The sequence below is a fragment of the uncultured Sneathiella sp. genome (assembly GCF_963973085.1).
Taxonomy (GTDB): domain Bacteria; phylum Pseudomonadota; class Alphaproteobacteria; order Sneathiellales; family Sneathiellaceae; genus Sneathiella.
In genome coordinates, this window is the sequence record NZ_CAXAXA010000002.1 from 426,664 (window position 1) to 452,110 (window position 25,447).

The following is a 25,447-nucleotide window of genomic DNA, read 5'->3' on the forward strand; positions in this document are numbered from 1 at the left end:
GTTTATGTGGAACATGGACGGAACAGACAGATCGCCGGTTTTCGGCGCCCTCGCCATTCAGGCGGTGGTGTTCGTCGGTCTCTATCTGCTCCGCCCGCTTGTCGAGGAAGCGACCGGCCATGCCGTTCCGCTGCTCTGGGTGATGCTGGCGCAGGGCGTTATTGCGGGTATCGTTAGCCGGGGGTTCCGTTTTTCCCTGCCGTGGGTGGTGGGGCAGGTGATCGCGCCGCCGCTGCTCCTGTTCGCGCTGGCTCTGGATTTGCCGACATGGGTGTTCCCGGTCATATTGCTGCTGCTGGTGCTGGTGTTCTGGAATGTGGCGGGCAACCGCGTGCCGCTCTATCTGACCAACCGCGCGACATCCGAGGCTATCTCGAAGCTGCTGCCGCGCGGCAAGGCCGTTCATTTTGTCGATCTTGGAAGCGGCCTTGGCGGCACGCTGCGATATCTTGCGAAAGCCGCGCCGGAGAGCCGGTTTACCGGGCTTGAGACTGCGCCGCTGCCCTTTGCGTTGTCATGGCTGCTCGGGAAACTGAGCGGCGCTAAAAATCTCGACTTCCGGTTTCGCGATATTTTCAAGGAAGATCTGGGGCAATATGACGTTGTGTATTGTTTCCTCTCCCCGGTGCCGATGGCGCGGCTCTATGACAAGGCGCGGGCCGAGATGAAACCCGGCAGCCTGTTTATCAGCAACAGCTTCGCAGTGCCGGATCAAAAACCCCACCGGGTCGTCACCGTCAAGGACGGACGCAGGACGAAGCTGCTCATCTGGAAGATGTAGGTTATTTAAGATTCGCGGGCAGGACCGGCGTCTCCCGCAGAAGGATAATGCTGATCCGCCGGTTGCCGGGGTTGGAGGGGTCGTCCCGGATCATCGGGTCTGTATCGGCGCGTCCGGCGACCTTCTCTATGCGTTCCGGATCAAGCCCGGCATCGAGTAGGGCACGGCGGCTGGCGTTTGCGCGATCGGAGGACAGCTCCCAGTTAGTATAGGTGCCACCGTTGAAAGAGGCGCTGTCTGTATGGCCGCTGATGGACAGGCTGTTGGGAAGTTCCTCGATGGATTTGGCGATCATGCCGACAAGGCCCTTGATCTTTGGCGTGATCGTGGAACTGCCGCTTTCGAACATGCTCTCATTGAACTGATCGACAATCTGGATGCGCAGTCCTTCGGGCGTCATGTCGATGATGATGTTGTCCTGCAGGCCTGACAGCTCTGGGTCCTTGTTGATGGCCTGGCGGATCTGGTCCTTTGCCTGCTCGAAGCTCATTTCCTCGATTTTCCGGAGTTTTTCAAGCAGTTCCGCCTCTTCCAGCTCACGCGCTTCCCGGGCGTCCTTGCCTTCGTTTTTCTGACCCTGTTCAGGTGGTGTGATGCTGGAGACAACGGAGGGAACACCAAGGTCCGAGATACGGGAGCCTTCGGTCTGCATGCTTTGGCCGCCCAGCATTCCACCGGCGCCCGACTGGCTGATGCTGGCAGTCGTCGGGGCAAAATAATCAGAAAGCCCTTCTTTTTGTTCGGTTGTCGTCACATTAAGCAGCCACAGCAGCAGGAAGAACGCCATCATTGCCGTTACAAAGTCGGCATAGGCGACCTTCCAGGCGCCACCATGGGCGCCGTGGCCGCCTTTCTTGACCTTCTTGACGATTATCGGGGCAATGTCATCTGCCATAGGGCACTCTTAACCTATCGGGAAACATGTCAGACGGTTGGCGCTTCATTACAGGCTTCTTCCACCTCGATGAAGGACGGACGTTCATGGTTATAGAGGGTCTTGCGCGCAAACTCGACAGAGACAGCGGGAGCATAGCCCTGCAAATGGGCGAGCAGTCCCTGCTTCATGCATTCAAAATATTTGGTGTCGGCGTCTGCGAACTGTTCCAGGTTCTTGCCCATGGGAGAGAACAGGCCATAGGCGACGAAAATGCCGAAAAAGGTGCCGACCAGCGCGGCCGCGATGAGCCCGCCGAGAATTTCGGGCGGCTCGGCGATCGAGCCCATGGTAACGATCACACCCAGAACGGCGGCCACGATACCGAAGGCGGGCAAGGCCTCACCCAGGGCGGTGACGGCACCGGAAATCGCATGCCCCTCGTTGTGATGGGTTTCGATATCCTGATCCATCAAGGCTTCCAACTCATGCGGATTTTCAGTCCCCATGGTCATTAGCCGGAGATAGTCACAGATGAAATCCACCGCATGATGGTTCTTGGAAAAGGCCGGAAAATGCTGAAACAGCTCACTTTCATGCGGATTTTCGATATGCGGTTCCAGTGCGATCATGCCCTTGGTCTTGGACAGCTTAAACAGTGCATAAAGCAGGGTCAGCAGTTCGGTATAGGATTTTTTGTCATGGGGCGAACCCTTCATCAGCTTTCCGAATGACTTCAGAAAGCCGAAAATCACCCATTTCGGATTGGCCTGCAAAAAGGCGCCCGCGGCGGCACCGAGGATGATCAGGAATTCGAGAGGCTGGAACAGCACAGCAAAGCTGCCGTGCGGCGCATAGCCACCGGCCACGGAGCCGAATGTCACAACAATACCAATAATCCAAAACATTCTTACACAGACATCCTTACGGGTTTTATCCAAGGAATTAGACAGGGATTTTGACCTGAAAATGGTTAATAAAGCGTGTGTAATTTTAGGAAGTTTTTAAAGAGCGGCGGGGACTTGCGGGTTCTTATATATTTTAGGCCGATACGGCAGGGTTCAGAAAATTAATGATTTTGATAATCATTTATGGGAAAGTGCCGCCGTTTACAGGTAAAGCGGGTTCTTGATGGCAGGTAATGGTTACGCATGAGTTTTAACGCAAGAGAATTCAGGAACGCCCTTGGTTGTTTTGCCACGGGGATCACTGTTGTCACGTCGCGCAGCGCGACGGATGAACCGCTTGGCGTAACAGTGAACTCCTTCAGTTCCGTCTCCCTCGATCCGCCGCTGGTATTGTTCAGCCTTGCCCATGTTGGCGGCCATTGTCAGGAATTTCTTTCCAGCGGAAAGTTCGCGGTCAATATCCTGACCCCTGAGCAGCGGCATCTCTCCGATCGCTTTTCCATGGCTCGCGACGACCGGTTCGACGGCATTGACCATTATATCTGCGAGAATGGCAGCCCGGCATTTGAGAAAAGCCTTGCTGTCTTCGAATGTGAGACCTACACCGTTCATGAGGCGGGGGACCATGCGGTTTTCATCTGCCGTGTGACCAACGTTACCGTGGGGGAAGAGGAGAAGGCGCTGCTGTTCCACAAGGGCCAGTACCACGATCTCTAGCCAATATATTCCGTCAGCCGAAAAATAACCGCCGGGGTCTTTCGCGTGCCGCTGCGAGAGGGTACAACGGACAGAACTTTTTCCTGAGGGAGGCGATAGAAGATGGCAAAGAAGGCAGCGTTCATTGGGCTTGGCGTCATGGGATATCCGATGGCGGGCTTTTTGCAAAAGGCCGGCTATGACACCACAGTCTACAACCGGACAGGCGCAAAGGCGGAAAAATGGGTCGCCGACTATGGCGGAAGCCATGCCGATACCCCGGCAAAGGCCGCAGAGGATGCCGATTTCGTCATGGTCTGCGTTGGCAATGATGACGATTTGCGCAGCGTTGTCTTAGGGGAGACCGGCATTCTCGCCACCATGAAATCCGGTTCGGTTTTTGTTGATCACACAACCGCCTCCTCCGATGTGGCGGAGGAGCTTGCCGCCATCGCGAAAGAAAAGGGCGTCGGTTTTGTCGATGCGCCGGTTTCCGGCGGCCAGGCCGGGGCGGAGAATGGCAAGCTGACGGTGATGTGCGGTGGCGTGGAAGCGGATTTCACCCGCGCGAAGGACCCAATCGCGGTCTATTCCCAGGCCTGCATGCTGATGGGCGGCGTGGGCGCCGGGCAGCTGACGAAGATGGTCAACCAGATTTGCATCGCCGGGGTCGTTCAGGGCCTCTCGGAGGGGATTCACTTTGCCGAGAAGGCGGGACTTGATGCGGAAAAGGTGATCGAGGTGATTTCTAAGGGCGCGGCGCAAAGCTGGCAGATGGAAAACCGCTACAAGACGATGATCGCCGACAAGTTCGACTATGGTTTCGCCGTCGACTGGATGCGCAAGGATCTTGGCATCTGTCTTAAGACGAGCGACCAGATCGGCGCCAGCCTGCCGAACACGGCGCTGGTCGACCAGTATTATTCCGACATCCAGAATATGGGCGGGAATCGCTGGGATACCTCCAGCCTGATCAAGCGGCTGCGCAAGCTTGCCGATTAGCTTAGCGGCGCGGCAAGGGAGAGAGACCAGTAACGCGTGACGGTCGCATCCTCCGGCTCGACCGGGGAAATGCCGAGGCCGACATCGCAGACCTTGTCATTCAGGATATTGGCGCGGTGCGGCGGGCTGTTCATCCACATCTCAACCACACCGGCCGCATCCACCGCACCGAGTGCGACATTCTCCGCGGCGGTGGAGAAGTTATAACCGGTCGCGCGGATCCGCTGATCGAAGGTCGAGCGGTCCTTTCCCATATGCGAAAGGGCTTGTTTTCGGTCCATGAATTCCGCATGTTGCTGGGCGGTTTGCATGAGAAGGCTGTTCGGGGTGAGCGCGGGCAGGTCGGCTTTGGCCCGCTCCGCATTCAGGCAATCGATAACGTCGGTGATAAGGCTCAAGAGTTAGCTCCGATCCGGTGAAAACAGTTTCAGTATTGAAGACGCGCGTCCTTGCGCATTTGTGAGGAATTCCGGCCATGACCAACAAAAAGAAATCACTGAACCCCGAAACTTTGACGGCGCAAGCGATGGGCTGGCTTGACCCGGCGCATAAGTCGCTTATTCCCGGCATATTTCCCGGCACCACCTTCGAGCGCGAGACGGACGGCAGCTATGCGGCGGGGCGCGTCTATACCCGCGATCATAATCCGGGCTATGACCAGCCCGAAGAACTGCTTCGTCATCTGGAGGGCGGCAAAAAGGCGCTTCTCTTTTCCTCCGGCATGTCGGCGGCGCTCGCCGTGGTGCAGGCGCTCCGTCCCGGCGATCACCTGATTGCGCCCGAGGTGATGTACTGGAGCTTTCGCAACTGGCTGCTGACCGTGGGGCGGGAATGGGGATTGGACGTGACCTTCGTACCGAATGGCGATCTCGCGGCGGTCGAAGCGGCGGTAAAGCCCGGCAGGACGAAACTTCTCTGGCTGGAAACCCCGGCCAACCCGACCTGGGTTGTGGATGACATTGCGGCCTGGGCGGCGGTGGCGAAGGAGGCAGGCGCGCATCTTGCCGTCGATAACACCGTGGCGACGCCGCTCCTGACCAATCCGCTCAAGCTCGGCGCCGATATCGTCATGCATTCGGCGACGAAATATCTTAACGGCCATTCGGACGTACTGGCGGGGGCGCTGGTCACGACGAAGGAAGATGATTTCTGGGCGCGGGTCAAGGTGAACCGCAGCGCGGGTGGCGCCATTCCGGGCCCGTTCGAGGCCTGGCTGCTGCTCAGAGGTATGCGGACCCTGCATCTTCGGGTCGCGCGCGCCAGCGAGAACGCCCTCGCCATCGCCCGGCATTTCGAGGGCAGGCGGGGAATTCGTGCCGTGCTCTATCCGGGGCTTGAGTCCCACCCCGGATATGAAATCGCGGCGCGGCAGATGACGGGCGGCTTCGGCGGCATGCTCAGCCTCTGTATTGAGGGCGGAGAGACGGCGGCAATGGCCGTTGCGGCGCGGCTGCAACTGATCAAGCGGGCAACTTCGCTCGGTGGGGTCGAAAGCCTCGTCGAACATCGCGCGAGTATCGAGGGCGCGGGTACGCCCTGCCCGGAGGACCTGTTGCGGCTTTCCATCGGAATTGAACATGTGGATGACTTGATCCGGGATATCGATCAGGCGCTGGACGGGAGGAACAGCTAATGGAACGTTCAATCATTGTGACCGGGGCAAGCCGGGGCATCGGCCGGTCCATCGCGCTCAAAGCGGCGGAAAAAGGCTATCAGGTTTGCGTCAACTACAAGGGCGCGGCGGACAAGGCGGAGGCTGTCGTCCGCGAGATTGAGGCGGCGGGCGGCACGGCCATCGCGGTGCAGGCCGATATGGCAATCGAGGCGGATATTCTCCGGATGTTCGAAACCGTCGATACGAAGCTGGCGCCCTTGGCTGCGCTGGTCAATAACGCCGGAATCGTCGACAAGGCCGCGCCGGTCGCGGATATGAGCCTTGCACGGCTCAACCGTATGTTCTCCACCAATATTACCGGGCCGTTCCTCTGCGCGCGGGAGGCGGTGAAGCGCCTGTCCACGGCGCGCGGTGGTCCGGGCGGCGGCATCGTCAATATCTCCTCCGTCGCGGCGAGGCTCGGCAGTCCCAATGAATATGTCGATTATGCCGCCTCCAAGGCCGCCATCGACGCCATGACCATCGGCCTCTCGAAGGAAGTCGCAAACGTCGGGATTCGCGTCAATGCGGTGCGCCCCGGCGTGATCTATACGGAAATTCATGCGAGCGGTGGCGAGCCGGACCGGGTTGAGCGGGTGAAGTCCATGGTGCCGATGCAGCGCGGCGGCGAGGTGGAGGAAATCGCCGATGCGGCGCTCTGGCTGCTGTCGGAGGAGGCGTCTTATGTCACCGGTGCGCTTCTGGATGTCTCCGGCGGGCGCTAGCCTTACCCTTGCAAATTCTTCGCGGCCTCGACGGCGAAATAGGTGAGGATGCCGTCGCAGCCCGCCCGCTTGAAACCGAGCAGGCTCTCCATGACGACTTTCTCCCGGTCGAGCCAGCCGTTGTTGGCGGCGGCGGCCAGCATCGCATATTCGCCCGAAACCTGATAGGCGAAGGTCGGCACGCCGAACTCATCCTTCACCCGGCGGCAGATATCGAGATAGGGCATGCCCGGCTTGACCATGACCATGTCTGCGCCCTCGTTGATATCGAGTGCCACCTCGCGCAGCGCCTCGTCCGTGTTGGCGGGGTTCATCTGGTAGGTGCGCTTGTCGCTGGTGCCGAGATTGCCGGTTGAGCCGACCGCATCGCGGAACGGGCCGTAAAAGCCGGAGGCGTATTTCGCCGCATAGGACATGATGGCGGTGTTGACATAGCCCTCGCGCTCCAGTTCTGTGCGGATGGCACCGATGCGGCCGTCCATCATATCGGAGGGGGCAATGATATCGCACCCCGCCTCGACCTGATTGAGGGTCTGGCCGATCAGCACGTCGATCGTCGCGTCATTGACCACATAGCCGTTTTCGACAAGGCCGTCCTGCCCATGGATGGTGAAGGGGTCGAGTGCGACATCGCAGAGGATGCCTATGTCCGGCACGGCATCCCGTATCGCCCGGATCGCCTTGCAGATGATATTGTTCTTGTTGAGCGCCTCCCGCCCGTCGTCAGTCTTGAGCGATTGTTCGACCGCCGGGAACAAAGCAATCACCGGAATGCCGAGATCAAATGCTTCCTTCGCCGCAACGACAAGCAGGTCGGTGCTGAGCCGCTTCACCCCCGGCATGGAGGGGATGTCAACGGCGAGGTCTTCCCCCTCATGCACGAATACCGGCCAGATCAGGTCATCCGTTGTCAGTTTATTCTCGGCAACCAGCCGCCGTGACCAGTCGGATTTGCGAACCCGGCGCATACGCGTTGCGGGAAAATGGGGCGCAAGGGTTTTCATGAGGTCGATGTCCTGCTTTTTGGCATTGATTGGCGTAATTTCGCGCATATTATCCTTATGGAGGCCGTGCCGCAAATGATTAAACCTAACGGTCGTTTGCCTAATCATTGACAGCCTTTGTACAAGGTCGTATCAACAGGGAACGAAATAAAGAGGCAACCACCCATGGACTTTAACCTATCGGAAGACCAGGCCGCCTTTCAGGGCATGGCCCGCAGTTTCGCCGCCGAAGTCTTCGCCCCCAATGCGGAGAAATGGGACGAGGAGAAAATCTTCCCCGTCGCGGAAATGCGCAAAGCGGCCGAGCTTGGTTTCGCCGGAATATATGTCGGCGAGGAGCATGGCGGATCGGCGCTCTCGCGGCTCGATGCGGCGATTATCTTCGAGGAGCTGGCGTCGGGCTGCCCCTCAACCGCGGCCTTTATCTCCATCCATAACATGGCGAGCTGGATGATTGACCGGTTCGGCTCAGATACCGTGCGGGAGAAATTCCTCTCCCGACTCACGACGATGGAACATTTCGCGAGCTATTGCCTGACGGAACCGGGATCGGGCTCCGACGCGGCGGCGCTCCGCACGAAGGCAGTGCGGGACGGCGATCATTATGTGCTGAACGGCGGCAAGGCGTTTATTTCCGGCGGCGGCAAGGCGGATGTCTATGTGACCATGGTCCGCACAGGGGATGCCAGCGCGAGCGGCATAAGCTGTATCGCCGTGCCGACAGATGCGGATGGCATAAGTTTTGGTGCGCAGGAACGTAAGATGGGCTGGAACTCCCAGCCGACAGCGCAGGTTCTCTTCGATGATTGCCGGGTGCCAGTGGAAAATCTTGTCGGCAATGAGGGCGATGGTTTTAAGATCGCGATGATGGGCCTTGATGGCGGCCGCCTCAATATCGGCGCCTGTTCCATTGGCGCGGCGCGGGCGGCGCTGGAACTCGCGCAAGACTATACGGCCGACCGCAAGCAGTTCGGTAAGCCCATCGCTAGCTTTCAGGCGTTGCAGTTCAAGCTCGCCGACATGGCGACGGAGCTGGAGGCGGCGCGGCTGATGATCCGGCAGGCGGCGGCGAAGCTAGACGCGAAAGACCCGGAAGCCACGCTCTATTGCGCCATGGCAAAAAGGTTCGCGACCGATGTCGGCTTCAATGTCTGTAACGAGGCGTTGCAGCTCCATGGTGGGTACGGTTATCTGCGCGACTTTCCGCTGGAGCGGCTGGTCCGAGACACCCGCGTGCACCAGATACTGGAAGGCACCAACGAGATCATGCGCGTGGTTATCGCGCGCAAGCTGGCCGACGGGCAGGGGAGGCAGTAAGTCATGAGTACAGAAGAAGAAATCCTGTTTGAGGTGAAGGGTGCCATCGGCCTCGTCACCCTCAACCGGCCGAAGGCGCTGAACGCGCTGACCCATGAAATGTGCCTCGCCCTCAAGGCGAAATTGCAGGAGTGGGAGACGGATGCGGGCGTGGGCGCCGTGCTCGTCGAGGGGGCGGGAGGTCGCGCCTTCTGCGCTGGCGGTGACATCGTCAAGCTCTATAACGAGGGGAAGGACGGCGGCGACTATCCCTATCATTTCTACCGCGATGAATATCTGCTCAATCTCGCGGTCAAGCATTTCACCAAGCCCTATATAGCCCTGATGGACGGGATCGTCATGGGCGGCGGGGTCGGTGTGTCGGTCCATGGCAGTCACCGCATCGCCACTGAGCGGACCCTGTTCGCCATGCCCGAGAGCGGGATCGGCCTGTTTCCCGATGTTGGCGGCTCCTATTTCCTGCCGCGGCTTGCGGGGGAGCTCGGGCTATATCTCGGCCTCACCGGCGCGCGGCTTAAGGCGGCGGATGCGGTTTATACGGGGATTACGCCGGTTTATATTGAATCAGCGAAAATCGATGAACTCAAGGGCGCGTTGAGCGGCCATCGTTTCGGCAATGATGCCCATTCGGAGGTCAGTTCGATCCTTGCCCGCTTCGCCAGCGATCCCGGCGCGGCGCCGATTGCTGAGGTGGTAGGTGCGATTGATACGCATTTTGCGAACCCCTCGGCAGAAGCGATTCTCGCCAGCCTGGAGGGTGACCCGGACCCCTGGGCGCAGAAAACCGCCGAGACCCTGCGCGAGAAATCACCGACCAGCGTCAAGCTCGCGTTTCAGCAGCTCCGGCGCGGGGCGAAGCTTGATTTCGATGACTGCATGCGCATGGAGTTCCGCATGGTGGGCCGGGTGATTCAGGGTGTCGATTTCTACGAGGGAACCCGCGCCGTCGTCATCGACAAGGATCAGTCGCCGAAATGGAACCCGGCGACGCTGGAAGAGGTAAGCGACGCCGAGATCGAGGCCTATTTCGCCCCGCTGCCGGACGGAGAATTGTGCTGACGCCGGCCACCATATTACTTTACAGTTTTCTGATATATCCGTATCCTTTGAGATCAGCTTTGAAGGAGCAGGATATTGTCAGAAACCTATGGCCTTGACCGTTATATAGACGACCTGCGGGAAGTTTCTTCGAAAACCGTGGATCAGGATGAGATATTCCGTCTGCTTACACCACTGTCCCGGCGTTTGGCCCTGGACAAGAGTTGGGTAACGCAGAAACATTATGAAATTAATCCGGACATGGGATACGGCGTTCATTTGTTGCATGAAGAAGCGGATCATTCTCTGGCTATCATGGCAGTAGCCTGGGAACCGGGCGGGAGCGCCCCGCCGCATGATCATGGAACCTGGGCTGTGGTTGCCGGAATCGACGGGATAGAGAGAAACATACGATATAACCGCGTCGATGACGGCTTGCAGCCGGGATATGCCAGATTGGAAGTCAAGCATGAACTCCATGCTGGCCCGGGGGACATCATATGTATGAAAAATGGCGGCATTCATTCCGTACTTAACGAAACCGATGCGGTGACGCTCTCACTTCACACCTACGGCAGGCATTTCAATTTCACGGATCGATCGCAGTATGATCTGGCGACAAACGAGAAACGGGATTTTATCGTTCCAATTGCCTAGCTTCCACTACCAGAGCGGCGCATCAAGTCCTTCGAGCAGGACAAACTGCCCGTCCGCGGCGTTCTTGCGGGCGTCGCGCGCCTTGCTATATTCCGGGCTGTCATAGAAGGCCCGCGCCGACGCCATATCCGGGAATTGCAGGATCACCATCCGTTGGGTCTCCTCCGGTCCCTCGATCGTTTCCATCGCCCCGCCGCGCGTCAGATACTGCCCGCCATATTTTTTAATGGCGATCGGGGCGAGAGATTTATAGACTTCATACTGTTCCGGGTCCTTCACGGTTATCCGGGCGATGACATAAGCGGCCATTGATCGTTCCTTTCCGGGGGTCTGGCATAAGAAGAACAATAAGGGAAAAAACCATGAGCTACAAATATGTTTCGGTCGAGAAAAAGGGCCGCATCGCCACGGTGCGCTTCGATCGCGGGATTGACGTCAACCCGCTCTCCATCGACGCGATGAAGGAACTGACGGAGGTCGCAAAGTCGTTCGAGGGGGATACGGAGACCAGCGCCATCATCCTCACCGGCAACGGCAGGAATTTCACCGTCGGTTTCGACCTCAAGGACCCGGCCGCGACGGCGCGCATCAGCGCCCCGGTGATGGAGCGGCGGGAGATGCTCTCCGTCGGCCCGAAGATGAGCAAGGCGTGGGAGGATTTGCAACCCATGACCATTGTCGCGGTGGATGGCTACTGCATCGGCGGCGGCGTCGCCCTTTCCGTTGCCTGCGACATGCGTGTCGCGTCAAAGGGCGCGATCTTCTGGGTGCCGGAAATCCGCAACGGCATGAATATGAGCTGGCAGTCGGTGCCGCGCATGGTCAACCTGATGGGCCCGGCGCGCACCAAGCAGCTCTGCATCGTCGCCGATCAGATCAGCGCCGAAACCGCCGAGAAATGGGGCCTGATCGAGGAAGTGGCGGAAGACGGCGGCGCCTATGAACTCGCGCTGGAATTCGCCGAGAAAATCGCCGCCATGCCGCCGCTCCCCGTCCGCATGATCAAGCAGGGCGCCAGCGTCGCCGCCAATGCCCTCAACCACGCCGTCAGCTATATGGACATCGACCAATACACCGTCGCCATCACCTCCGAAGACCACGCCGAGGGGATCAACGCCTTCCTCGAAAAACGCGACCCCGAGTTTAAGGGGCGGTGAAGGGGTTATAGTTTAAGATTATCTATAACTTGTTGTGACGGTCCGTTCGTTATGGTAGTGAAATTAGCATGTCAAAAAATAGGTATGGTAGGATATGAGACTGCTAATTTTACTATTCGGATGTTCATTTTTATTGGCTTCCTGCGCAACACCGTCCCCACCTACTTCAAAGAATTTCCCGGGTCCGTCAGTCAGTGAATCGGAAATCAGAGATTCTGAAAAACTTCTCGCCGACATTGGTGCTGTTTCAAAAAACGGGTCGTCACCTGATGATCAGGAAAAGATGGCATATCGGGCATTTGATAACCTGAAGCAAAGCGGTAATCCGATATGCGCCCTTGTTTATCAGGGGATATATCCGGATTGCAGATACTTCAATTTGTTTCTACGTGATCGGCCTGCTCTCAATGCATTTCCCTATGGGAACACCAACATTAGTGTTCATCGTGAAATTCTATCCTATCTAAAAAATGAAGATGAAGTGGCTTTTTTAATTGCTCACAATATGGCGCACCATCTGGCCGACCACTATTACGAAGTGCGGGATGATACTTCGTTTAGTTTTGTTGTTTCCGGCTATCAGAGAACAGCTGACGGGAAAAGCACCTATATTAACCGTCGGCCAGGGCCCGGCTTCGACGAGAATGGCCCTCACAAGTATATTGTTTCACAAGAGTACGAAGCCGATTATATAGCGGCATATCTGTTAGCGGCGGCAGGATATGACGTGGGGGCAGCAATTAAATTCTACAAAAAAATGCACTCTTTAAACCCGAGCAATGGAAAGGCGGAAAAATCCGAAGCGGGGTTTCTCGACACGCATCCCTTTACTTCTTCGAAGATTATCCGTCTGCAAAAAACTGCAAAAGAAATAGCGGACAAAATCTCTAAAAATCAACCGTTGCTGCCGAATGAAATGGTGTCTGAATAAGGTATGGCGTTCGATTTAGTATGTTGTAGGTCTGGTTAGCAATATATAAGGAAATTCACACTTGATTTGGGAATCTTATTATTGGAAACAACCTCTCTTGGAGAGTGCGAAAAGATTGCAAAAGCTTTCTGAATTATGTTCATTCGAAGACGCGGAGATGGTGCGGCTTGAAAAAGACATATTCATAGGCTTTTTCTCTATCCGGAAGTTGATGGATACATTTAAAATTAGTGATGCAACGAAGAGCCACGAGATACTAATACATTGGTTTCCAAACATCAAAAAAGTAGATTATTTAAACAATCATCGTATTGACGACTTATATGATTTAGATAATAGAAATAGCGAAAATCGAACGTTACGATTTATTTGTGATCAAATCGTGCATAGCTATGTATTTGTACCATTAGATAATGAACATGATGGACTAGACGGATTTTACATAGCTTCAGATCGTACAAAGAACAGCAGAGTGTATTTTTTATCGATTCAGGATGTTATATCTATTTTTACCTTAGTGGGAAATGACTATCCGTCCAGTTCAAGATTTGTAAGAGATGCTGAAACAGGGGAGTTTAAAGCTAAGGTATGGTAGTCTGCTGAATTTGTATTTTCGGAGACATTTTTAATTTAAATCGAGTATAAAACATCCCCATGTCTCTCCCGCGTAAAACAATTCTCCGGCTTGTTGCCATCTTCATTATCTTTGGCGTGATCCCCTTTACGGGGATTTATGTTGCGCAAGGCTCGTTCGTGTTTCCCGTGCCAGAGGGGGAGAATCCGGGCGAGACGGTGCGCGGGTTTGCGCCGCTTTCCCTTGAGACGCCGGACGGGGAGACGCTCCGGGCGTTCTATCATCCGCCCGCCGAGGAAGGCGCGGCCAGCATCCTCGTCTTTCATGGCAATGCGGAGACGGCGGCGGCGGCGATCCCACGCGGCGGCTCGCTCGTGGCGGCCGGGTTCGGGGTCCTGCTCGTGGAATATCGCGGCTATGGCGGCAGCACGGGCACGCCCTCGGAGGCGGGGCTGATCACCGACGGGCTCACCGCCTATGATTACCTCCGCGCGCAAGGGAACGCACCGATCGGCATTCTCGCCTTTTCGCTTGGCACCGGGGCGGCGCTCCCGGTCGCGGCGGCGCGGGAGACCTTCGCGGTGGTGCTGGAGGCACCGCCGACCTCGCTCCTCGATATCGCGCGCTATCGCGTCGGCTGGGTGCCGTTCGATTTCCTGATGAAATATCCGTTCCATAATGACCGGGTGATCGCCGAGGTGGACGCGCCGATCCTGATCATCCATGGCGATAATGACCTGGTGATCCCGGTCGAGCAGGGACGCCGCCTCGCGACGCTGGCCGGGCCCGGTTCTGCCTATATCGAGATCAAGGGCGCGGGCCATAACAATCTCACCCAATATGGCACGACCGCCATGGCCCTCAGCTTTTTCCGCAAATCCCTCGCCGCCGAATAGGGCGGGCGGCTATTTCACGTAAGCGTCGCGGAGCTTGCGCATACCCTTGAGCCAGCGGTCATAGTCGCCCGCTTTTCGCATCATATATTCGCGCACCTGAGGGTGGGGGAGGATGAGGAATTCTTCCTTGTCCATGGTGTCGACCACGCAATCGGCGAGCTGTTCCGGCTCCAGTACCCCATCGACCGAGGCGACGCCGTCAAGACGGCTGGCCGTCATTGCCGTGCGCACGGACTGCGGACAAAGGACGGAGACGCGCACGCCCTTGTCGCCATAGCGGATCGACATGGTCTCGGCGAAGGCGACGGCCGCATGTTTGGTGGTGGCGTAGGTGGCGCTGTCGACCTGACTTAAGAGACCCGCCGCCGAAGCGGTGTTGACGAGATAGCCACCGCCGTTGGCGATCATCTTTTTCACCACCGCGCGCGCCGCGTAGACATGGGCCATCACATGGATATCCCAGTTCAGCTGCCACAGGTCATCGTCGGTTTCTTCCCATCCGTAGCGGGCAATCCCGGCATTTGAGACGAAGATATCGATGGGGCCGAAGGCCTCCTCAGATTTCGCCACGACGTTCTGGATATCGGCTTCGCGTGCGACATTGCAATGCACCGAAAGGCCGTTCACCGATTTCGCCACCTCATTGAGCGGCCCTTCCTGTAGATCGGCGACGGTAATGCCCTTCGCCCCCTCCGCATGGAAGCGTTCCGCCAATGCCTTGCCAATGCCGCTTGCCCCGCCGGTGATGACGATATTCTTGCCCGCAATTTTCATCCTTTTCCTCCCGCAGCTTTTTGCTGTTCTGGTTTGTCAGGAGGTGATTGTGGCGTTATTTCACGCGCCGGTAAAGGACTGAATGCCGGTCTGCGCGCGGCCCAGGATCAGCGCATGCACATCATGGGTGCCTTCATAGGTGTTGACGGCCTCCAGGTTCATAACATGGCGGATGACGTGATACTCGTCCGAGATGCCGTTGCCGCCATGCATGTCGCGGGCAACACGCGCGATATCGAGGGCCTTGCCGCAAGAGTTGCGCTTGATCAGCGAGATCATTTCCGGCGCGGCGCGGCCTTCGTCCTTCAGGTGCCCGACGCGGAGGCAGCTTTGCAGGCCGATGGAGATTTCCGTCTGCATGTCTGCGAGCTTCTTCTGGATGAGCTGGTTGGCGGCCAGCGGTCGGCCGAACTGCTTGCGGTCCATGGTGTATTGAAGCGCCGCCTGCCAGCAGAACTCCGCGGCACCGAGGGCGCCCCAGGCAATGCCGTAGCGGGCGTTATTGAGGCAGCCGAACGGTCCGGCGAGGCCCTTGACATTGGGCAGCAGGTTTTCTTCCGGCACGAAGACATTGTCCATGACAATCTCCCCGGTGATGGAGGCGCGAAGGGAGAATTTCCCCTCGATCTTCGGGGCGGAAAGGCCCTCCATGCCTTTTTCGAGCACGAAGCCACGGATGACGCCATCGTCTGTTTTCGCCCAGACGACGAAGACATCGGCGACGGGGGAGTTGGTGATCCACATCTTGGCGCCGCTGACACGATAGCCGCCGTCGACGGTTTTCGCCCGGGTCACCATGGAGCCGGGATCGGAGCCGTGATCGGGCTCGGTCAGGCCGAAGCAGCCGATCCATTCGCCGCTCGCCAGTTTCGGCAGGTATTTCTCGCGCTGTGCTTCCGTGCCGTAGGCGTGGATGGGATGCATGACGAGGCTCGACTGCACGCTCATCATCGAGCGGTAGCCGCTGTCGACCCGTTCCACTTCGCGCGCGACAAGTCCGTAGGAGACATAGCCGAGACCGGCGCAGCCATATCCGTCGATGGTCGAGCCGAGCAGGCCCAGCGCGCCCATTTCCGGGAAGATCGCCCGGTCAAATGTTTCATGGCGGTTGGCTTCCAGCACCCGGCTCATCAGCTTTTCCTGGCAATAGTCGCGGGCGGTGTCGCGGACCAGCCGCTCCTCCTCGGTGAGCTGGTCGTCCAGCAAAAACGGATCGACGGGATCAAAGACGGGTTTGGATGAGGCGCTGCTCATGGGTAATCTCCAGCATTTAATATTTGTTTTTTGGTCAGGGAGGTGACATTTAATCGTTTGTTTAGCGGCTTTGCGCTGCAACATCAATATGCTTCATGCTGATTTCCGCGATATGTGGTAGGCTATGGCCCAGTTTTATCAGGATCGGGCAGGCGGGAAATGGCGTCGGAAGAGAGCAAGGGCGAATATATTGTCGAGTTCCAGCAGCATGGCACGTCCGTCAAGGTATCGGTGATCGACCCGGTGACGATGACGGAAGTCTCCCTCGTCGGCCCGCGCTCCGCCGGTCAGGAAGAACTGCAGCGCGCGGCCCTTGCGAAGCTGCATTATGTGATGAAGAAGAAGGCGGGTGAAACGAAACCGGACGACGCACCGACGCAGCCACCGCAGAAAAAGCCCGGCATTATTGTCTAGATTCTATGTTACCCGCGGGCGCGCATGTCTCGGGCGTTTTCGGTCGTCAAGATATTTCCGGCATAACCCCAAGAGCCGCTGCGCACTTCATGTATACGGACGGAGGTTCCGGCCTTGATCGTTTCACCGGCGACTTCGCCAAATGCATCTGTAACTTTTCGTATTATTTTGGCTTTATCCTCGGCCGAAAAAACATCTTCGAGTACCTGGATATCGATTGAAGGCATAGATTACTCCATTTTCTGTGGCGTCCCAAAATACAGATAACGCGACAGTATATGCTTTCATAGGTCTTATCCATAGCTTCGCTGTCGACCCAATTGCCAGCATCATAAATTTTTTTATGCTTCGGGCGGTTTTTTGGTTTAGGCCGACTTCTTTTTAGGCCGACTTCTTTTTACGTCCGAGACCGAATTCCTTGGCGAATTGTGACCGCCGCTTCGCGTAAGAGGGCGCGACCATCGGGTAATCCGGCGGGAGGTTCCACTTGGCGCGGTAGTCGTCCGGCGTCATGTCGTAATTCGACCGCAGATAGCGCTTCAGCATTTTCAGCTGCTTGCCGTCTTCCAGACAGACAAGATAGTCATTCTGCACAGACCGCTTGATCGGAACAGCTGGCTTCAGGTCTGATTCCTCCGGCGTCGTTTTGGAATCCAGCGATGAAAGCGACGCGTAAACTGTCTTGATGACTTCAACCAATTCTGAATTTTCAAGCTGGTTATTACTGACATAGGCGGACGTAATATCCGCTGTCATTCTCAACAGCTCTTCCCGTTCAGACTGGGTGTGGGTGTCTCCTTCGTTCGTCAAAGATTGTGCCATTTCTTATTTTTACTCATGTTTTGAGGATTTTAGGATGCTCTTACATGTTATGAAACGCCCTAAATGTCAATACTTGCTAACGCGAATGATTTGAAAAATATGTAAAAAATCATCCTCGTCAATTTGCGGGAGTAGATAATACTAGGCAATAACCGACTTTGAGTTGTTCGAAGAACAATTAAATGGCGAATCATTATTTGATGTGACACCTTGTATTCTGGGAATTTCTAGGAATTAAACTAAATCTGGTCAAAAAATGTTGAATAGCGGTATTTTTTTGCAACTTCTTGTATGTATCATCTACGTCACTTCCATCTGCTCTCAACAAAATTGACTCAGGTCAAGAGGGACAGACGCGGCTCCATTGCCGGGTTTCACGAATAGGCGTTGCCGCCGTAGCAGCGGCGGAAATAAAATCTTCCGGAAAAAGGCTCTTCGGCACAGGGTTTTTCTAGGCAGCCCGGCCATCCTGTGCTATCCAACCGGCGCGGATTCTACGCATGGGCGAAATGCAAAATCAAATACTGGTTTTGTCGACACCATGTGATCGCGCGGCGACGGAAAACAGGCCGGAACGGGGAGGTTTGACCCGCCGGCCGCATCGGATTATCAGGTGAAGCCGGGATTTCAGTGTCGAGTTCCCGGACAGGAAATGGAGTTCTTACAGATGACGATACAGAGTGCCGAGCTGGCCAGCTTCTTCAAGGCCGACCTTGAACGGAATGATCCCGATATCTTTCGTGCCATCGGGCTGGAACTCGGACGTCAGAGGGACCAGATCGAGCTGATCGCCTCGGAAAATATCGTCAGCCCCGCCGTCATGGCGGCGCAGGGCTCCGTCCTCACCAATAAATATGCCGAAGGCTACCCCGGCCGCCGTTATTATGGTGGCTGTGAATATGTGGATATTGTCGAGGAATTGGCCATTGAACGCGCAAAGGAGCTGTTTGGCTGCGGTTTTGCAAATGTCCAGCCGAACTCCGGCTCCCAGGCAAACCAGGGCGCCTTCATGGCGCTGATCAAGCCGGGCGATACCATCCTCGGCCTGTCGCTCGCCGCCGGGGGACATCTGACCCATGGCGCCGCGCCGAACCAGTCCGGCAAATGGTTCAACGCCGTGCATTACGGCGTCACTAAAGACACACACCAGATTGACTTCGATGAGGTCCGCGCGCTCGCCAAGGAACATCAGCCGAAAATGATCATCGCCGGTGGCTCGGCCTATCCGCGTCACATCGATTTTGCCACCTTCCGCGAGATTGCCGATGAAGTCGGTGCCTTCCTGATGGTCGACATGGCGCATTTCGCCGGTCTCGTTGCTGCTGGTGTTCACCCAAGCCCGTTCCCCCATGCGCATATCGTGACGACGACGACCCACAAGACATTGCGTGGACCCCGCGGCGGCATGATCCTGACCAACGACGAGGCCATCGCCAAGAAAGTAAACTCGGCGATTTTCCCGGGTATTCAGGGCGGTCCGCTGATGCATGTGATTGCGGGCAAGGCCGTCGCCTTTGGCGAGGCGCTGACCCCGGCGTTCAAGACCTATGCCGCGCAGGTGGTGGAAAATGCCGCCATACTCGCGAAAACGCTGGTTGGGCATGGCTTCGATATCGTTTCCGGCGGCACCGACACCCATGTCATGCTGGTTGATCTCCGGCCGAAGAAGCTCACCGGCAATATCGCCGAACATGCGCTTGAAAACGCCAATATCACCTGCAACAAAAACGGCATTCCGTTCGATCCGGAAAAGCCGATGGTGACCTCTGGCGTCCGTCTCGGCACTCCGGCGGCGACAACCCGCGGCTTCGGCACCGCAGAATTCACGAAAGTCGGTGACCTGATTGCCGAAGTCCTTGACGGGCTGGCTGCAAACCCGGAGGATAACGCCGCCGTGGAGGAAAAAGTGCGCAAGGAGGTCAAGGCCCTGTGCGATGCTTTCCCTCTCTATCCGGATTTATAGGACGCGGCAGGGGGATGTTGGGATCGATCAGGAAATAAGGGGGCATTCGGATGCGCTGTCCATTTTGTAGTAGTGAAGAAACGCAAGTCAAGGATAGCCGACCGACCGAGGATAATACCGCGATCCGGCGGCGGCGGGCCTGCGCCACCTGTGGCGCCCGCTTCACTACCTTCGAGCGGGTCCAGCTGCGGGAACTGATCGTGCTAAAAAAGGACGGTCAGCGCAGTGTGTTCGAGCGTGACAAGCTGGAACGCTCCATCAGCATCGCGACCCGCAAGCGCCCGGTCGATCAGGACCGTATCGACCGCATGATCAACGGCATCGTCCGCCAGCTTGAAAGCAGCGGCGATCAGGAGATCCCGTCGGAGCGGATCGGCGAACTGGTGATGGACGGGCTTGCGGAACTCGACAGCGTCTCTTACGTCCGTTTTGCCTCCGTCTATAAGGACTTCCGCGAGGCCAAGGATTTCGAAGAATTTATTGGCGAGCTCAGCACGACCGTCCCGTCGGAAAGCTGACAACGCCTGATCTGAAAAGCCGGTATCCATGACTGCTCAGTTTAACAGCCGCGATGAACTCTTTATGCGGGCCGCGCTTCGGCTGGCCGCGCGCGGTCTCGGCCGGGTAGCGCCAAACCCTGCCGTTGGCTGTGTGCTGGTGAAGGACGAGCAGGTGGTCGGTCGCGGCTGGACACAGGATGGCGGGCGTCCCCATGCAGAGGCAATGGCGCTTGCGATGGCCGGGGCGGCGGCAACGGGATCGACGGCCTATGTCACGCTGGAGCCCTGCGCCCATCACGGTGAAACCCCGCCCTGCGCCGACAGCCTGGTCGAGGCCGGGGTGCGCCGGGCGGTTGTCGCGCTCAGGGATCCCGATGAGCGGGTCAATGGTGGCGGCATCCGGATTTTGCAGGAGGCGGGCGTCGAGGTGACAGAAGGTCTTTTTGGCAATGAAGCGGCGGAGGTGAACGCGGGCTTTATCCTGACACGCCTGCATGACCGGCCGCTGATCACCCTTAAAATGGCAACCAGCCTTGACGGAAGGATTGCGACGGCGACCGGCGATAGCAAATGGATCACGGGCGCGGCAGCGCGGCGCTTCGGTCATATGCTGCGGGCGCAGAACGATGCCATTATGATCGGCGTCACCACTGCCCTTGTTGACAACCCGGAGCTGACCTGCCGGATTGGCGGGCTGGAACAATACTCCCCGATCCGCATTGTCGCGGATTCGCGGTTGCGGTTGCCGCTCACGTCGAAGCTGGTGCAGTCCGCCAAGGAAGTGCCGCTCTGGATTCTCACCGTCGCCGGCAATGACGCAGATCGCTTGCAGGCCTTCGCCGATGTCGGCGTGAAGATCGTCGAGGTGCCGGCCAATGCGAGCGGTCTGCCCGACATGACCGCCGGTCTCAAGGCCTTCGCCGCGCAGGGAATAACACGAATACTTGTCGAGGGTGGTTCCCATCTTCTGGCAACGCTGATAAAAGATGAGCTGGCGGATCGTCTGATGTGGTTTCGCGCAGGCACGATTATCGGCGGGGACGGCATTCCGGCCCTGCAATCCATCGGCCTTGAGAAACTTGAAGACGCACCGCAAATTCGCCTGATCGAGGAACGTCGGCTGGGCGACGATTTATTGGAAAGTTATTTTCTTCGGAACTGAGCAATATGTTTACGGGCATTATCACGGATGTCGGACGGGTGCGCGGGATTGAAAAAACCGGCGATACCCGTTTTGAAATTGAAACCTCATATGACACCGATACGATCGATATCGGTGCGTCCATCGCCTGTTCAGGCCCCTGCTTGACGGTGGTTGAGAAAGGGGAAGGGTGGTTTGCCGTCGATGTGTCGGACGAGACTCTCTCCTGCACCAATCTCGATGAATGGCGGGAGGGAACGCGAGTCAATCTGGAACGGGCGCTGAAAATCGGCGACGAGCTCGGCGGGCATGTAGTCACCGGCCATGTCGATGCGGTGGTAACGGTCCTGCATCAGGAGACGGTCGGCGACTCCACCAAGCTGATTTTCTCGTTGCCCGCGAAATACGCCGGCCTTGTCGCCGCCAAGGGCTCGATCTGCCTGGATGGTATTTCCCTGACAGTGAATGAGGTCGGCGACGATACTTTCAGCGTTAATATTATCCCACATACGCAGGATCATACGTCCTTTGATAAATTGACGATCGGACGACGGATCAATTTTGAAATCGATGTACTGGCACGCTACGTCGCCCGCATGACTGAGGTAAATAACAAGAAATGAGCTATAAAGAATATCTCTCCCCTACAGAGGAAATCATCGAAGACGCCCGTAACGGCAAGATGTTCGTGCTGGTCGACGCGGAAGACCGCGAGAATGAGGGGGATCTGGTTATCCCCGCGCAAATGGCAACGCCGGAAGCCATCAATTTCATGGCCAAGAACGGCCGCGGGCTGATCTGCCTGTCGATGTCGGAGGAGCGGGTTAATCATCTTGGTCTGCCGCTGATGGCGCAGGATAACGCGTCCCGTCTCACCACCAATTTCACGGTCTCGATTGAGGCGAGGGAGGGCGTTACCACCGGGATTTCTGCGGCGGATCGTTCCCATACAATTGCCGTTGCCATCGATCCGACCAAGAAAGCACAGGATATCGTATCGCCGGGGCATGTCTTTCCACTGGTTGCGCGCGAAGGTGGCGTGCTGCGTCGCGCCGGCCATACAGAGGCCGCGGTCGATATCTCTCGCCTCGCAGGGCTGATGCCTGCCGGGGTCATCTGTGAGATCATGAATGACGACGGAACCATGGCGCGGCTGCCTGATCTTGTAAAATTCGCGCAGTTTCATAATCTGAAAGTCGGCACCATTGCTGACCTGATCGCCTACCGCCGCCGTCATGACAGCCTGATCACCCGCGAGATCGAGGCGGATATCTCCAGCAAATACGGCGGTGACTGGAAGATGATCGTCTTCTCCAACAAGCCTGAATATGCCGAGCATGTAGCGCTGGTCAAAGGCGATGTCTCCGGCGAGGAACCGGCATTGGTCCGCATGCATGCCCTTAATCTGCTCGGAGATGTGTTGGGCGAACTGGATGAAAATCCCGACATGCTGCATGACGCGATGGCGCAGATTGATGCGGCAGGCAAGGGCGTGGTTGTCCTGATCCGCGAGCCACGGCCAATGGCGCTCTCCGATCGGGTGCGCCGCAAGCTCGGCAAGCCGTTGAAAGAGCAGCAGGAACTTCGCGACTACGGCATTGGCGCGCAGATTCTTATCGACCTTGGCATCAAGAACATGATCCTCCTGTCCAATAACCAGCGCACCGTGGTCGGGCTCGACGGTTATGGCCTTGCGATCACAGAAACCCGCGCTATCGCGACGAGAGGCTAAGCCATGAGCAATGACAAACATGTCCTGATCGTCGAAGCGGACTTTTACCGAGATATCTCCGATGCGCTGCTCGACGGCGCAAAAGAGGTGCTGGAGGTGGCGGGCGCTACTTATGAGATTGTGCAGGTGCCGGGCTGCCTTGAAATTCCGGCGGCGATCCGCTTCGCCCTCCGCTCGATGGAATTCACTGGCGGGCGGCGGCGCTTTGATGCCTATGTTGCACTTGGCTGCGTGATCCGCGGGGAAACCTCTCATTACGATACGGTATCGGAAGAGAGCGCGCGGGCGCTGATGGATCTGTCGACGGACTATTGCATCGCGCTTGGTAATGGCATCATCACCTGCGAGGATGAGGATCAGGCCTGGGCGCGGGCTCGCAAGGAAGAGAAGAATAAGGGCGGGGGTGCGGCAGAAGCGGCGCTCGCCATGCTCGGGCTGAAGGAAAAATTCGGAATGTTCCCCAGATGAACGTACGTAGCGAGAAGCGGGGCGACAAGCATAGCCGCCGCACATTGGCCCGGCTCAATGCCGTGCAGGCCCTCTATCAGCTGGAGCATGACAGCAAGTCCCCGCGTGAGGTGGTGGAGGAATTCCTGCTGCATCGCGTCGGCAAGGAGCTCGATGGCGATCAGTTTAAGGACAGCGACAAGCCGTTGTTTGAGGATATCGTCCTCAATACAAATGCGCGTCAGGCGGAAATTGACGCCCTGATTGCCGCGCGGCTGGAGAAAGATCGGACAACAGATCGGCTGGAAGTCGTGCTGCTGTGCTTGTTGCGGGCGGCGACCTATGAATTCCTCGCCCGCATCGATATGCCGGCCAAGGTCCTGATCAAGGAATATATCGGCATCGCCCGAACCTTTTTCACCGGCAAGGAACCGGCGCTGGTTAATGGCGTGCTCGACAAGATTGCGAAAGAGCTGCGCCCCGGCGAATTCGAGTAAGATGACGGACGCGGAGACAGACAATGGGAACGGCGAATTTGCGCTGATTGACCGGCTCCTGAAGCCGCTGGCCGCTAAAACCCCGGCTGCCCTGGGCCTTACCGATGATGCGGCGGTGCTTTCACCGACGCCGGGCAGGGATCTGGTTCTCGCCAAGGACGCTATGGTGGCGGGCGTGCATTTCCTTGAAGACGACGCGCCGGAGGATGTTGCGCGCAAGCTGCTCCGGGTGAATTTGTCCGACCTTGCGGCTATGGGGGCAAATCCGGTTGGCTATCTTCTCGCGACCTTCTGGCCCGAAAAATTACCGCGAGACTGGATCGAGGGATTCGCGGCCGGCCTTCAGAAGGATCAGGATGAATTCGGTGTTGGCCTTCTGGGCGGGGATACGGTGCGTACGCCGGGACCGCTTTCGCTCTCCCTGACGGCGGTCGGCGAGGTAACGGCGGGGCAGGCGCTTCGGCGCAATGGCGCAGCGGAAGGCGACCTGATTGTGGTTTCGGGCACAATTGGCAACGGGGCGCTCGGCCTGTTGGCCCTGAAAGGCGCGCTTGTCGGTCTTGATGAGGATTTGCAGAAGAAACTTATCGATCGCTATCACCTGCCTCAGCCACGCCTTGCCCTTGGGAAGTTGCTGACGGAGAAGGCGACGGCCTGCATCGATATTTCCGATGGGCCGCTGGCGGATATCGGCCATATCTGCGATGAGTCAAGGCTCGGCGCCGAAATCGAATGGGAACGGATACCGCTTTCCTATGCCGCCCGCCAGGCGCTCGCGCAAAACGCCCGCCTGAGGGACGTTGTCCTAACCGGCGGCGATGACTATGAGCTGGCCTTCACCTTGCCGCCTGCCATGGAAGAAGCGCTTGAACAGTTGGCAACGGAAAGCGGCCTTGCCCTCACCATCATCGGAAAAATGACAGCGGGAAACGATGTGCGCGTTTTTCACGAAGACGGAACAGAACTTACGCTTGATACGCGTGGCTGGCAGCATTTCTGAGCTGCTGATGAGAAATTGCATAATAGCTATGCATATCTGTAGGTTGTCTTTGTGACATATTCTTGACATATTCCACGAAAATTTGATGTAGTTTTGGGAGAGACGCATGCTGGCGATGCAATACTCGGTTCGCTTGCCACAGGATTTTGATACGGCGCAGATCCATAAACATGTGGCGGCACGCAGTAGTTTGTTCGACGGCTGTCCGGGATTACGGCATAAATTCTACCTTTATGATCCCGAAGAACATGTCTACGCCCCCTTCTATATCTGGGAAAACGCCCAGTTCGCCCAGGAATTCCTTCTCGACAAGTTGTTTAACGGTGTTATCGAGACGTTCGGGCGGCCGAGAGTGAGAAGCTGGCAGATCATTTCCTTCGATTATGGACCTGCACATGGGAAGACGCCGACATTCCTTTCCAGTGCCGTTGACAAGGTCCCGGCCGGGCGACCAGTCGGAGAGTTTATGCGTAAGGAGAAGGAGCATCACCAGGAGATGCTGGAAACACCCGGCCTTTACGCGCATATGGTCCTGCTTGATCCGGATCGCTGGGAAAAGGGACTATTCAGTCTCTGGCAACGGCAGCAGGATGCGGTGCCGGTTAAGGCTGATTGCGTCTATAGCTACGACATTTTAAAGAGCTACGAACCACTTCAAGGTGCGGCATAATCCGTTTCGTCCGCAAAAT

31 protein-coding genes are annotated in these 25,447 nt (G+C 57.2%); 22 read left to right on the forward strand and 9 right to left on the reverse strand.

Annotated features, from left to right (window positions below):
- Nucleotides 1-4: 4 nt before the first annotated feature.
- Nucleotides 5-781, forward strand: coding sequence for a class I SAM-dependent methyltransferase (locus tag AACZ19_RS06195; RefSeq protein WP_339632118.1), 777 nt, complete (start codon nt 5-7; stop codon nt 779-781).
- A 1-nt stretch (nt 782) separates the two neighbouring features.
- Here AACZ19_RS06195 and motB read toward each other — a convergent pair whose 3' ends face one another.
- The gene (gene motB / locus AACZ19_RS06200) at nt 783-1,676 is read right to left on the reverse strand and encodes a flagellar motor protein MotB (protein ID WP_339632119.1); all 894 of its coding nucleotides are present in this window, start codon (nt 1,674-1,676) and stop codon (nt 783-785) included.
- A 29-nt stretch (nt 1,677-1,705) separates the two neighbouring features.
- Entirely contained in the window at nt 1,706-2,563 is an 858-nt protein-coding gene (gene motA, locus AACZ19_RS06205) for a flagellar motor stator protein MotA (protein ID WP_339632120.1), read from the reverse strand.
- Between the two features lie 243 nt (nt 2,564-2,806).
- On the opposite strand from motA, the gene AACZ19_RS06210 reads away from it, so the two are divergent.
- Both AACZ19_RS06210 and AACZ19_RS06215 read left to right on the forward strand, forming a co-directional pair.
- Nucleotides 2,807-3,280, forward strand: a complete 474-nt coding sequence (locus tag AACZ19_RS06210) for a flavin reductase family protein (RefSeq protein WP_339632121.1) — start codon at nt 2,807-2,809, stop codon at nt 3,278-3,280.
- 102 nt (nt 3,281-3,382) lie between these two features.
- Nucleotides 3,383-4,261 carry an NAD(P)-dependent oxidoreductase gene (locus AACZ19_RS06215; protein WP_339632122.1) on the forward strand — a complete coding sequence of 293 codons (879 nt, stop codon included), beginning with the start codon at nt 3,383-3,385 and terminating at the stop codon, nt 4,259-4,261.
- On the opposite strand, the gene AACZ19_RS06220 is transcribed toward AACZ19_RS06215, so the two are convergent.
- Nucleotides 4,258-4,659, reverse strand: a complete 402-nt coding sequence (locus AACZ19_RS06220; RefSeq protein WP_339632123.1) for a CAP domain-containing protein — start codon at nt 4,657-4,659, stop codon at nt 4,258-4,260. The two genes, AACZ19_RS06215 and AACZ19_RS06220, sit on opposite strands and share 4 nt — an antisense overlap.
- A gap of 77 nt (nt 4,660-4,736) precedes the next feature.
- Between AACZ19_RS06220 and AACZ19_RS06225 the strand changes: the two genes are divergently transcribed.
- Both AACZ19_RS06225 and AACZ19_RS06230 read left to right on the forward strand, forming a co-directional pair.
- Nucleotides 4,737-5,894, forward strand: a complete 1,158-nt coding sequence (locus tag AACZ19_RS06225) for an aminotransferase class I/II-fold pyridoxal phosphate-dependent enzyme (RefSeq protein WP_339632124.1) — start codon at nt 4,737-4,739, stop codon at nt 5,892-5,894.
- The gene (locus AACZ19_RS06230; RefSeq protein WP_339632125.1) at nt 5,894-6,640 is read left to right on the forward strand and encodes an SDR family oxidoreductase; all 747 of its coding nucleotides are present in this window, start codon (nt 5,894-5,896) and stop codon (nt 6,638-6,640) included. Before AACZ19_RS06225 ends, AACZ19_RS06230 begins: the two co-directional genes overlap by 1 nt.
- A 2-nt stretch (nt 6,641-6,642) precedes the next feature.
- Here the strand turns inward: AACZ19_RS06230 and hemB are convergent, their stop codons facing one another.
- Nucleotides 6,643-7,692, reverse strand: coding sequence for a porphobilinogen synthase (gene hemB, locus AACZ19_RS06235; protein ID WP_339632126.1), 1,050 nt, complete (start codon nt 7,690-7,692; stop codon nt 6,643-6,645).
- Between the two features lie 117 nt (nt 7,693-7,809).
- On the opposite strand from hemB, the gene AACZ19_RS06240 reads away from it, so the two are divergent.
- The 3 genes from AACZ19_RS06240 (at nt 7,810) to AACZ19_RS06250 (ending at nt 10,656) form a co-directional block, all read left to right on the forward strand.
- Nucleotides 7,810-8,961 (forward strand): acyl-CoA dehydrogenase family protein, encoded by a 1,152-nt coding sequence (locus AACZ19_RS06240; RefSeq protein WP_339632127.1) that lies wholly within the window; start codon nt 7,810-7,812, stop codon nt 8,959-8,961.
- A gap of 3 nt (nt 8,962-8,964) precedes the next feature.
- Complete coding sequence (locus AACZ19_RS06245) at nt 8,965-10,020, forward strand: enoyl-CoA hydratase/isomerase family protein (protein WP_339632128.1); 1,056 nt, start codon at nt 8,965-8,967, stop codon at nt 10,018-10,020.
- A gap of 75 nt (nt 10,021-10,095) precedes the next feature.
- Nucleotides 10,096-10,656 (forward strand): cysteine dioxygenase family protein, encoded by a 561-nt coding sequence (locus tag AACZ19_RS06250; RefSeq protein WP_339632129.1) that lies wholly within the window; start codon nt 10,096-10,098, stop codon nt 10,654-10,656.
- Between the two features lie 6 nt (nt 10,657-10,662).
- Here AACZ19_RS06250 and AACZ19_RS06255 read toward each other — a convergent pair whose 3' ends face one another.
- A complete protein-coding gene (locus AACZ19_RS06255; protein ID WP_339632130.1) occupies nt 10,663-10,965 on the reverse strand; it encodes a DUF1330 domain-containing protein in 303 nt (100 codons plus the stop codon).
- Nucleotides 10,966-11,018: 53 nt separating this feature from the next.
- Between AACZ19_RS06255 and AACZ19_RS06260 the strand changes: the two genes are divergently transcribed.
- The 4 genes from AACZ19_RS06260 (at nt 11,019) to AACZ19_RS06275 (ending at nt 14,214) form a co-directional block, all read left to right on the forward strand.
- On the forward strand, nt 11,019-11,813 hold the full coding sequence (locus AACZ19_RS06260) for an enoyl-CoA hydratase/isomerase family protein (RefSeq protein WP_339632131.1): 795 nt from the start codon (nt 11,019-11,021) through the stop codon (nt 11,811-11,813).
- Between the two features lie 94 nt (nt 11,814-11,907).
- On the forward strand, nt 11,908-12,744 hold the full coding sequence (locus tag AACZ19_RS06265) for a M48 family metallopeptidase (protein ID WP_339632132.1): 837 nt from the start codon (nt 11,908-11,910) through the stop codon (nt 12,742-12,744).
- Nucleotides 12,745-12,805: 61 nt separating this feature from the next.
- On the forward strand, nt 12,806-13,339 hold the full coding sequence (locus AACZ19_RS06270) for a hypothetical protein (RefSeq protein ID WP_339632133.1): 534 nt from the start codon (nt 12,806-12,808) through the stop codon (nt 13,337-13,339).
- A 59-nt stretch (nt 13,340-13,398) separates the two neighbouring features.
- Entirely contained in the window at nt 13,399-14,214 is an 816-nt protein-coding gene (locus AACZ19_RS06275; protein WP_339632134.1) for an alpha/beta hydrolase, read from the forward strand.
- 9 nt (nt 14,215-14,223) lie between these two features.
- Here AACZ19_RS06275 and AACZ19_RS06280 read toward each other — a convergent pair whose 3' ends face one another.
- Both AACZ19_RS06280 and AACZ19_RS06285 read right to left on the reverse strand, forming a co-directional pair.
- Complete coding sequence (locus AACZ19_RS06280; protein ID WP_339632135.1) at nt 14,224-14,988, reverse strand: SDR family oxidoreductase; 765 nt, start codon at nt 14,986-14,988, stop codon at nt 14,224-14,226.
- 60 nt (nt 14,989-15,048) lie between these two features.
- Nucleotides 15,049-16,242, reverse strand: coding sequence for an acyl-CoA dehydrogenase (locus AACZ19_RS06285; protein WP_339632136.1), 1,194 nt, complete (start codon nt 16,240-16,242; stop codon nt 15,049-15,051).
- Between the two features lie 159 nt (nt 16,243-16,401).
- Between AACZ19_RS06285 and AACZ19_RS06290 the strand changes: the two genes are divergently transcribed.
- Nucleotides 16,402-16,656 (forward strand): hypothetical protein, encoded by a 255-nt coding sequence (locus tag AACZ19_RS06290; RefSeq protein ID WP_339632137.1) that lies wholly within the window; start codon nt 16,402-16,404, stop codon nt 16,654-16,656.
- A gap of 8 nt (nt 16,657-16,664) precedes the next feature.
- Here AACZ19_RS06290 and AACZ19_RS06295 read toward each other — a convergent pair whose 3' ends face one another.
- Nucleotides 16,665-16,883: a tautomerase family protein gene (locus AACZ19_RS06295; protein WP_339632138.1), complete on the reverse strand. Its 219-nt coding sequence runs from the start codon at nt 16,881-16,883 to the stop codon at nt 16,665-16,667.
- Nucleotides 16,884-17,037: 154 nt separating this feature from the next.
- Nucleotides 17,038-17,478: a MucR family transcriptional regulator gene (locus AACZ19_RS06300; RefSeq protein ID WP_339632139.1), complete on the reverse strand. Its 441-nt coding sequence runs from the start codon at nt 17,476-17,478 to the stop codon at nt 17,038-17,040.
- A 667-nt stretch (nt 17,479-18,145) separates the two neighbouring features.
- On the opposite strand from AACZ19_RS06300, the gene glyA reads away from it, so the two are divergent.
- The 9 genes from glyA (at nt 18,146) to AACZ19_RS06345 (ending at nt 25,428) form a co-directional block, all read left to right on the forward strand.
- On the forward strand, nt 18,146-19,441 hold the full coding sequence (glyA, locus tag AACZ19_RS06305) for a serine hydroxymethyltransferase (RefSeq protein WP_339632140.1): 1,296 nt from the start codon (nt 18,146-18,148) through the stop codon (nt 19,439-19,441).
- 50 nt (nt 19,442-19,491) lie between these two features.
- Nucleotides 19,492-19,959, forward strand: a complete 468-nt coding sequence (gene nrdR, locus AACZ19_RS06310; RefSeq protein ID WP_339632141.1) for a transcriptional regulator NrdR — start codon at nt 19,492-19,494, stop codon at nt 19,957-19,959.
- A gap of 28 nt (nt 19,960-19,987) precedes the next feature.
- Nucleotides 19,988-21,103, forward strand: coding sequence for a bifunctional diaminohydroxyphosphoribosylaminopyrimidine deaminase/5-amino-6-(5-phosphoribosylamino)uracil reductase RibD (gene ribD / locus AACZ19_RS06315; protein WP_339632142.1), 1,116 nt, complete (start codon nt 19,988-19,990; stop codon nt 21,101-21,103).
- A gap of 5 nt (nt 21,104-21,108) precedes the next feature.
- A complete protein-coding gene (locus tag AACZ19_RS06320) occupies nt 21,109-21,705 on the forward strand; it encodes a riboflavin synthase (protein WP_339632143.1) in 597 nt (198 codons plus the stop codon).
- Entirely contained in the window at nt 21,702-22,814 is a 1,113-nt protein-coding gene (gene ribB / locus AACZ19_RS06325) for a 3,4-dihydroxy-2-butanone-4-phosphate synthase (RefSeq protein WP_339632144.1), read from the forward strand. The genes AACZ19_RS06320 and ribB overlap by 4 nt, the downstream gene beginning before the upstream one ends.
- A 3-nt stretch (nt 22,815-22,817) precedes the next feature.
- Nucleotides 22,818-23,282 (forward strand): 6,7-dimethyl-8-ribityllumazine synthase, encoded by a 465-nt coding sequence (locus AACZ19_RS06330; RefSeq protein ID WP_339632145.1) that lies wholly within the window; start codon nt 22,818-22,820, stop codon nt 23,280-23,282.
- Nucleotides 23,279-23,758, forward strand: coding sequence for a transcription antitermination factor NusB (gene nusB, locus AACZ19_RS06335; protein WP_339632146.1), 480 nt, complete (start codon nt 23,279-23,281; stop codon nt 23,756-23,758). Before AACZ19_RS06330 ends, nusB begins: the two co-directional genes overlap by 4 nt.
- 1 nt (nt 23,759) lies before the next feature.
- On the forward strand, nt 23,760-24,758 hold the full coding sequence (gene thiL / locus AACZ19_RS06340; protein WP_339632147.1) for a thiamine-phosphate kinase: 999 nt from the start codon (nt 23,760-23,762) through the stop codon (nt 24,756-24,758).
- 106 nt (nt 24,759-24,864) lie between these two features.
- Entirely contained in the window at nt 24,865-25,428 is a 564-nt protein-coding gene (locus tag AACZ19_RS06345; RefSeq protein WP_339632149.1) for a DUF4865 family protein, read from the forward strand.
- Nucleotides 25,429-25,447 lie beyond the last annotated feature (19 nt).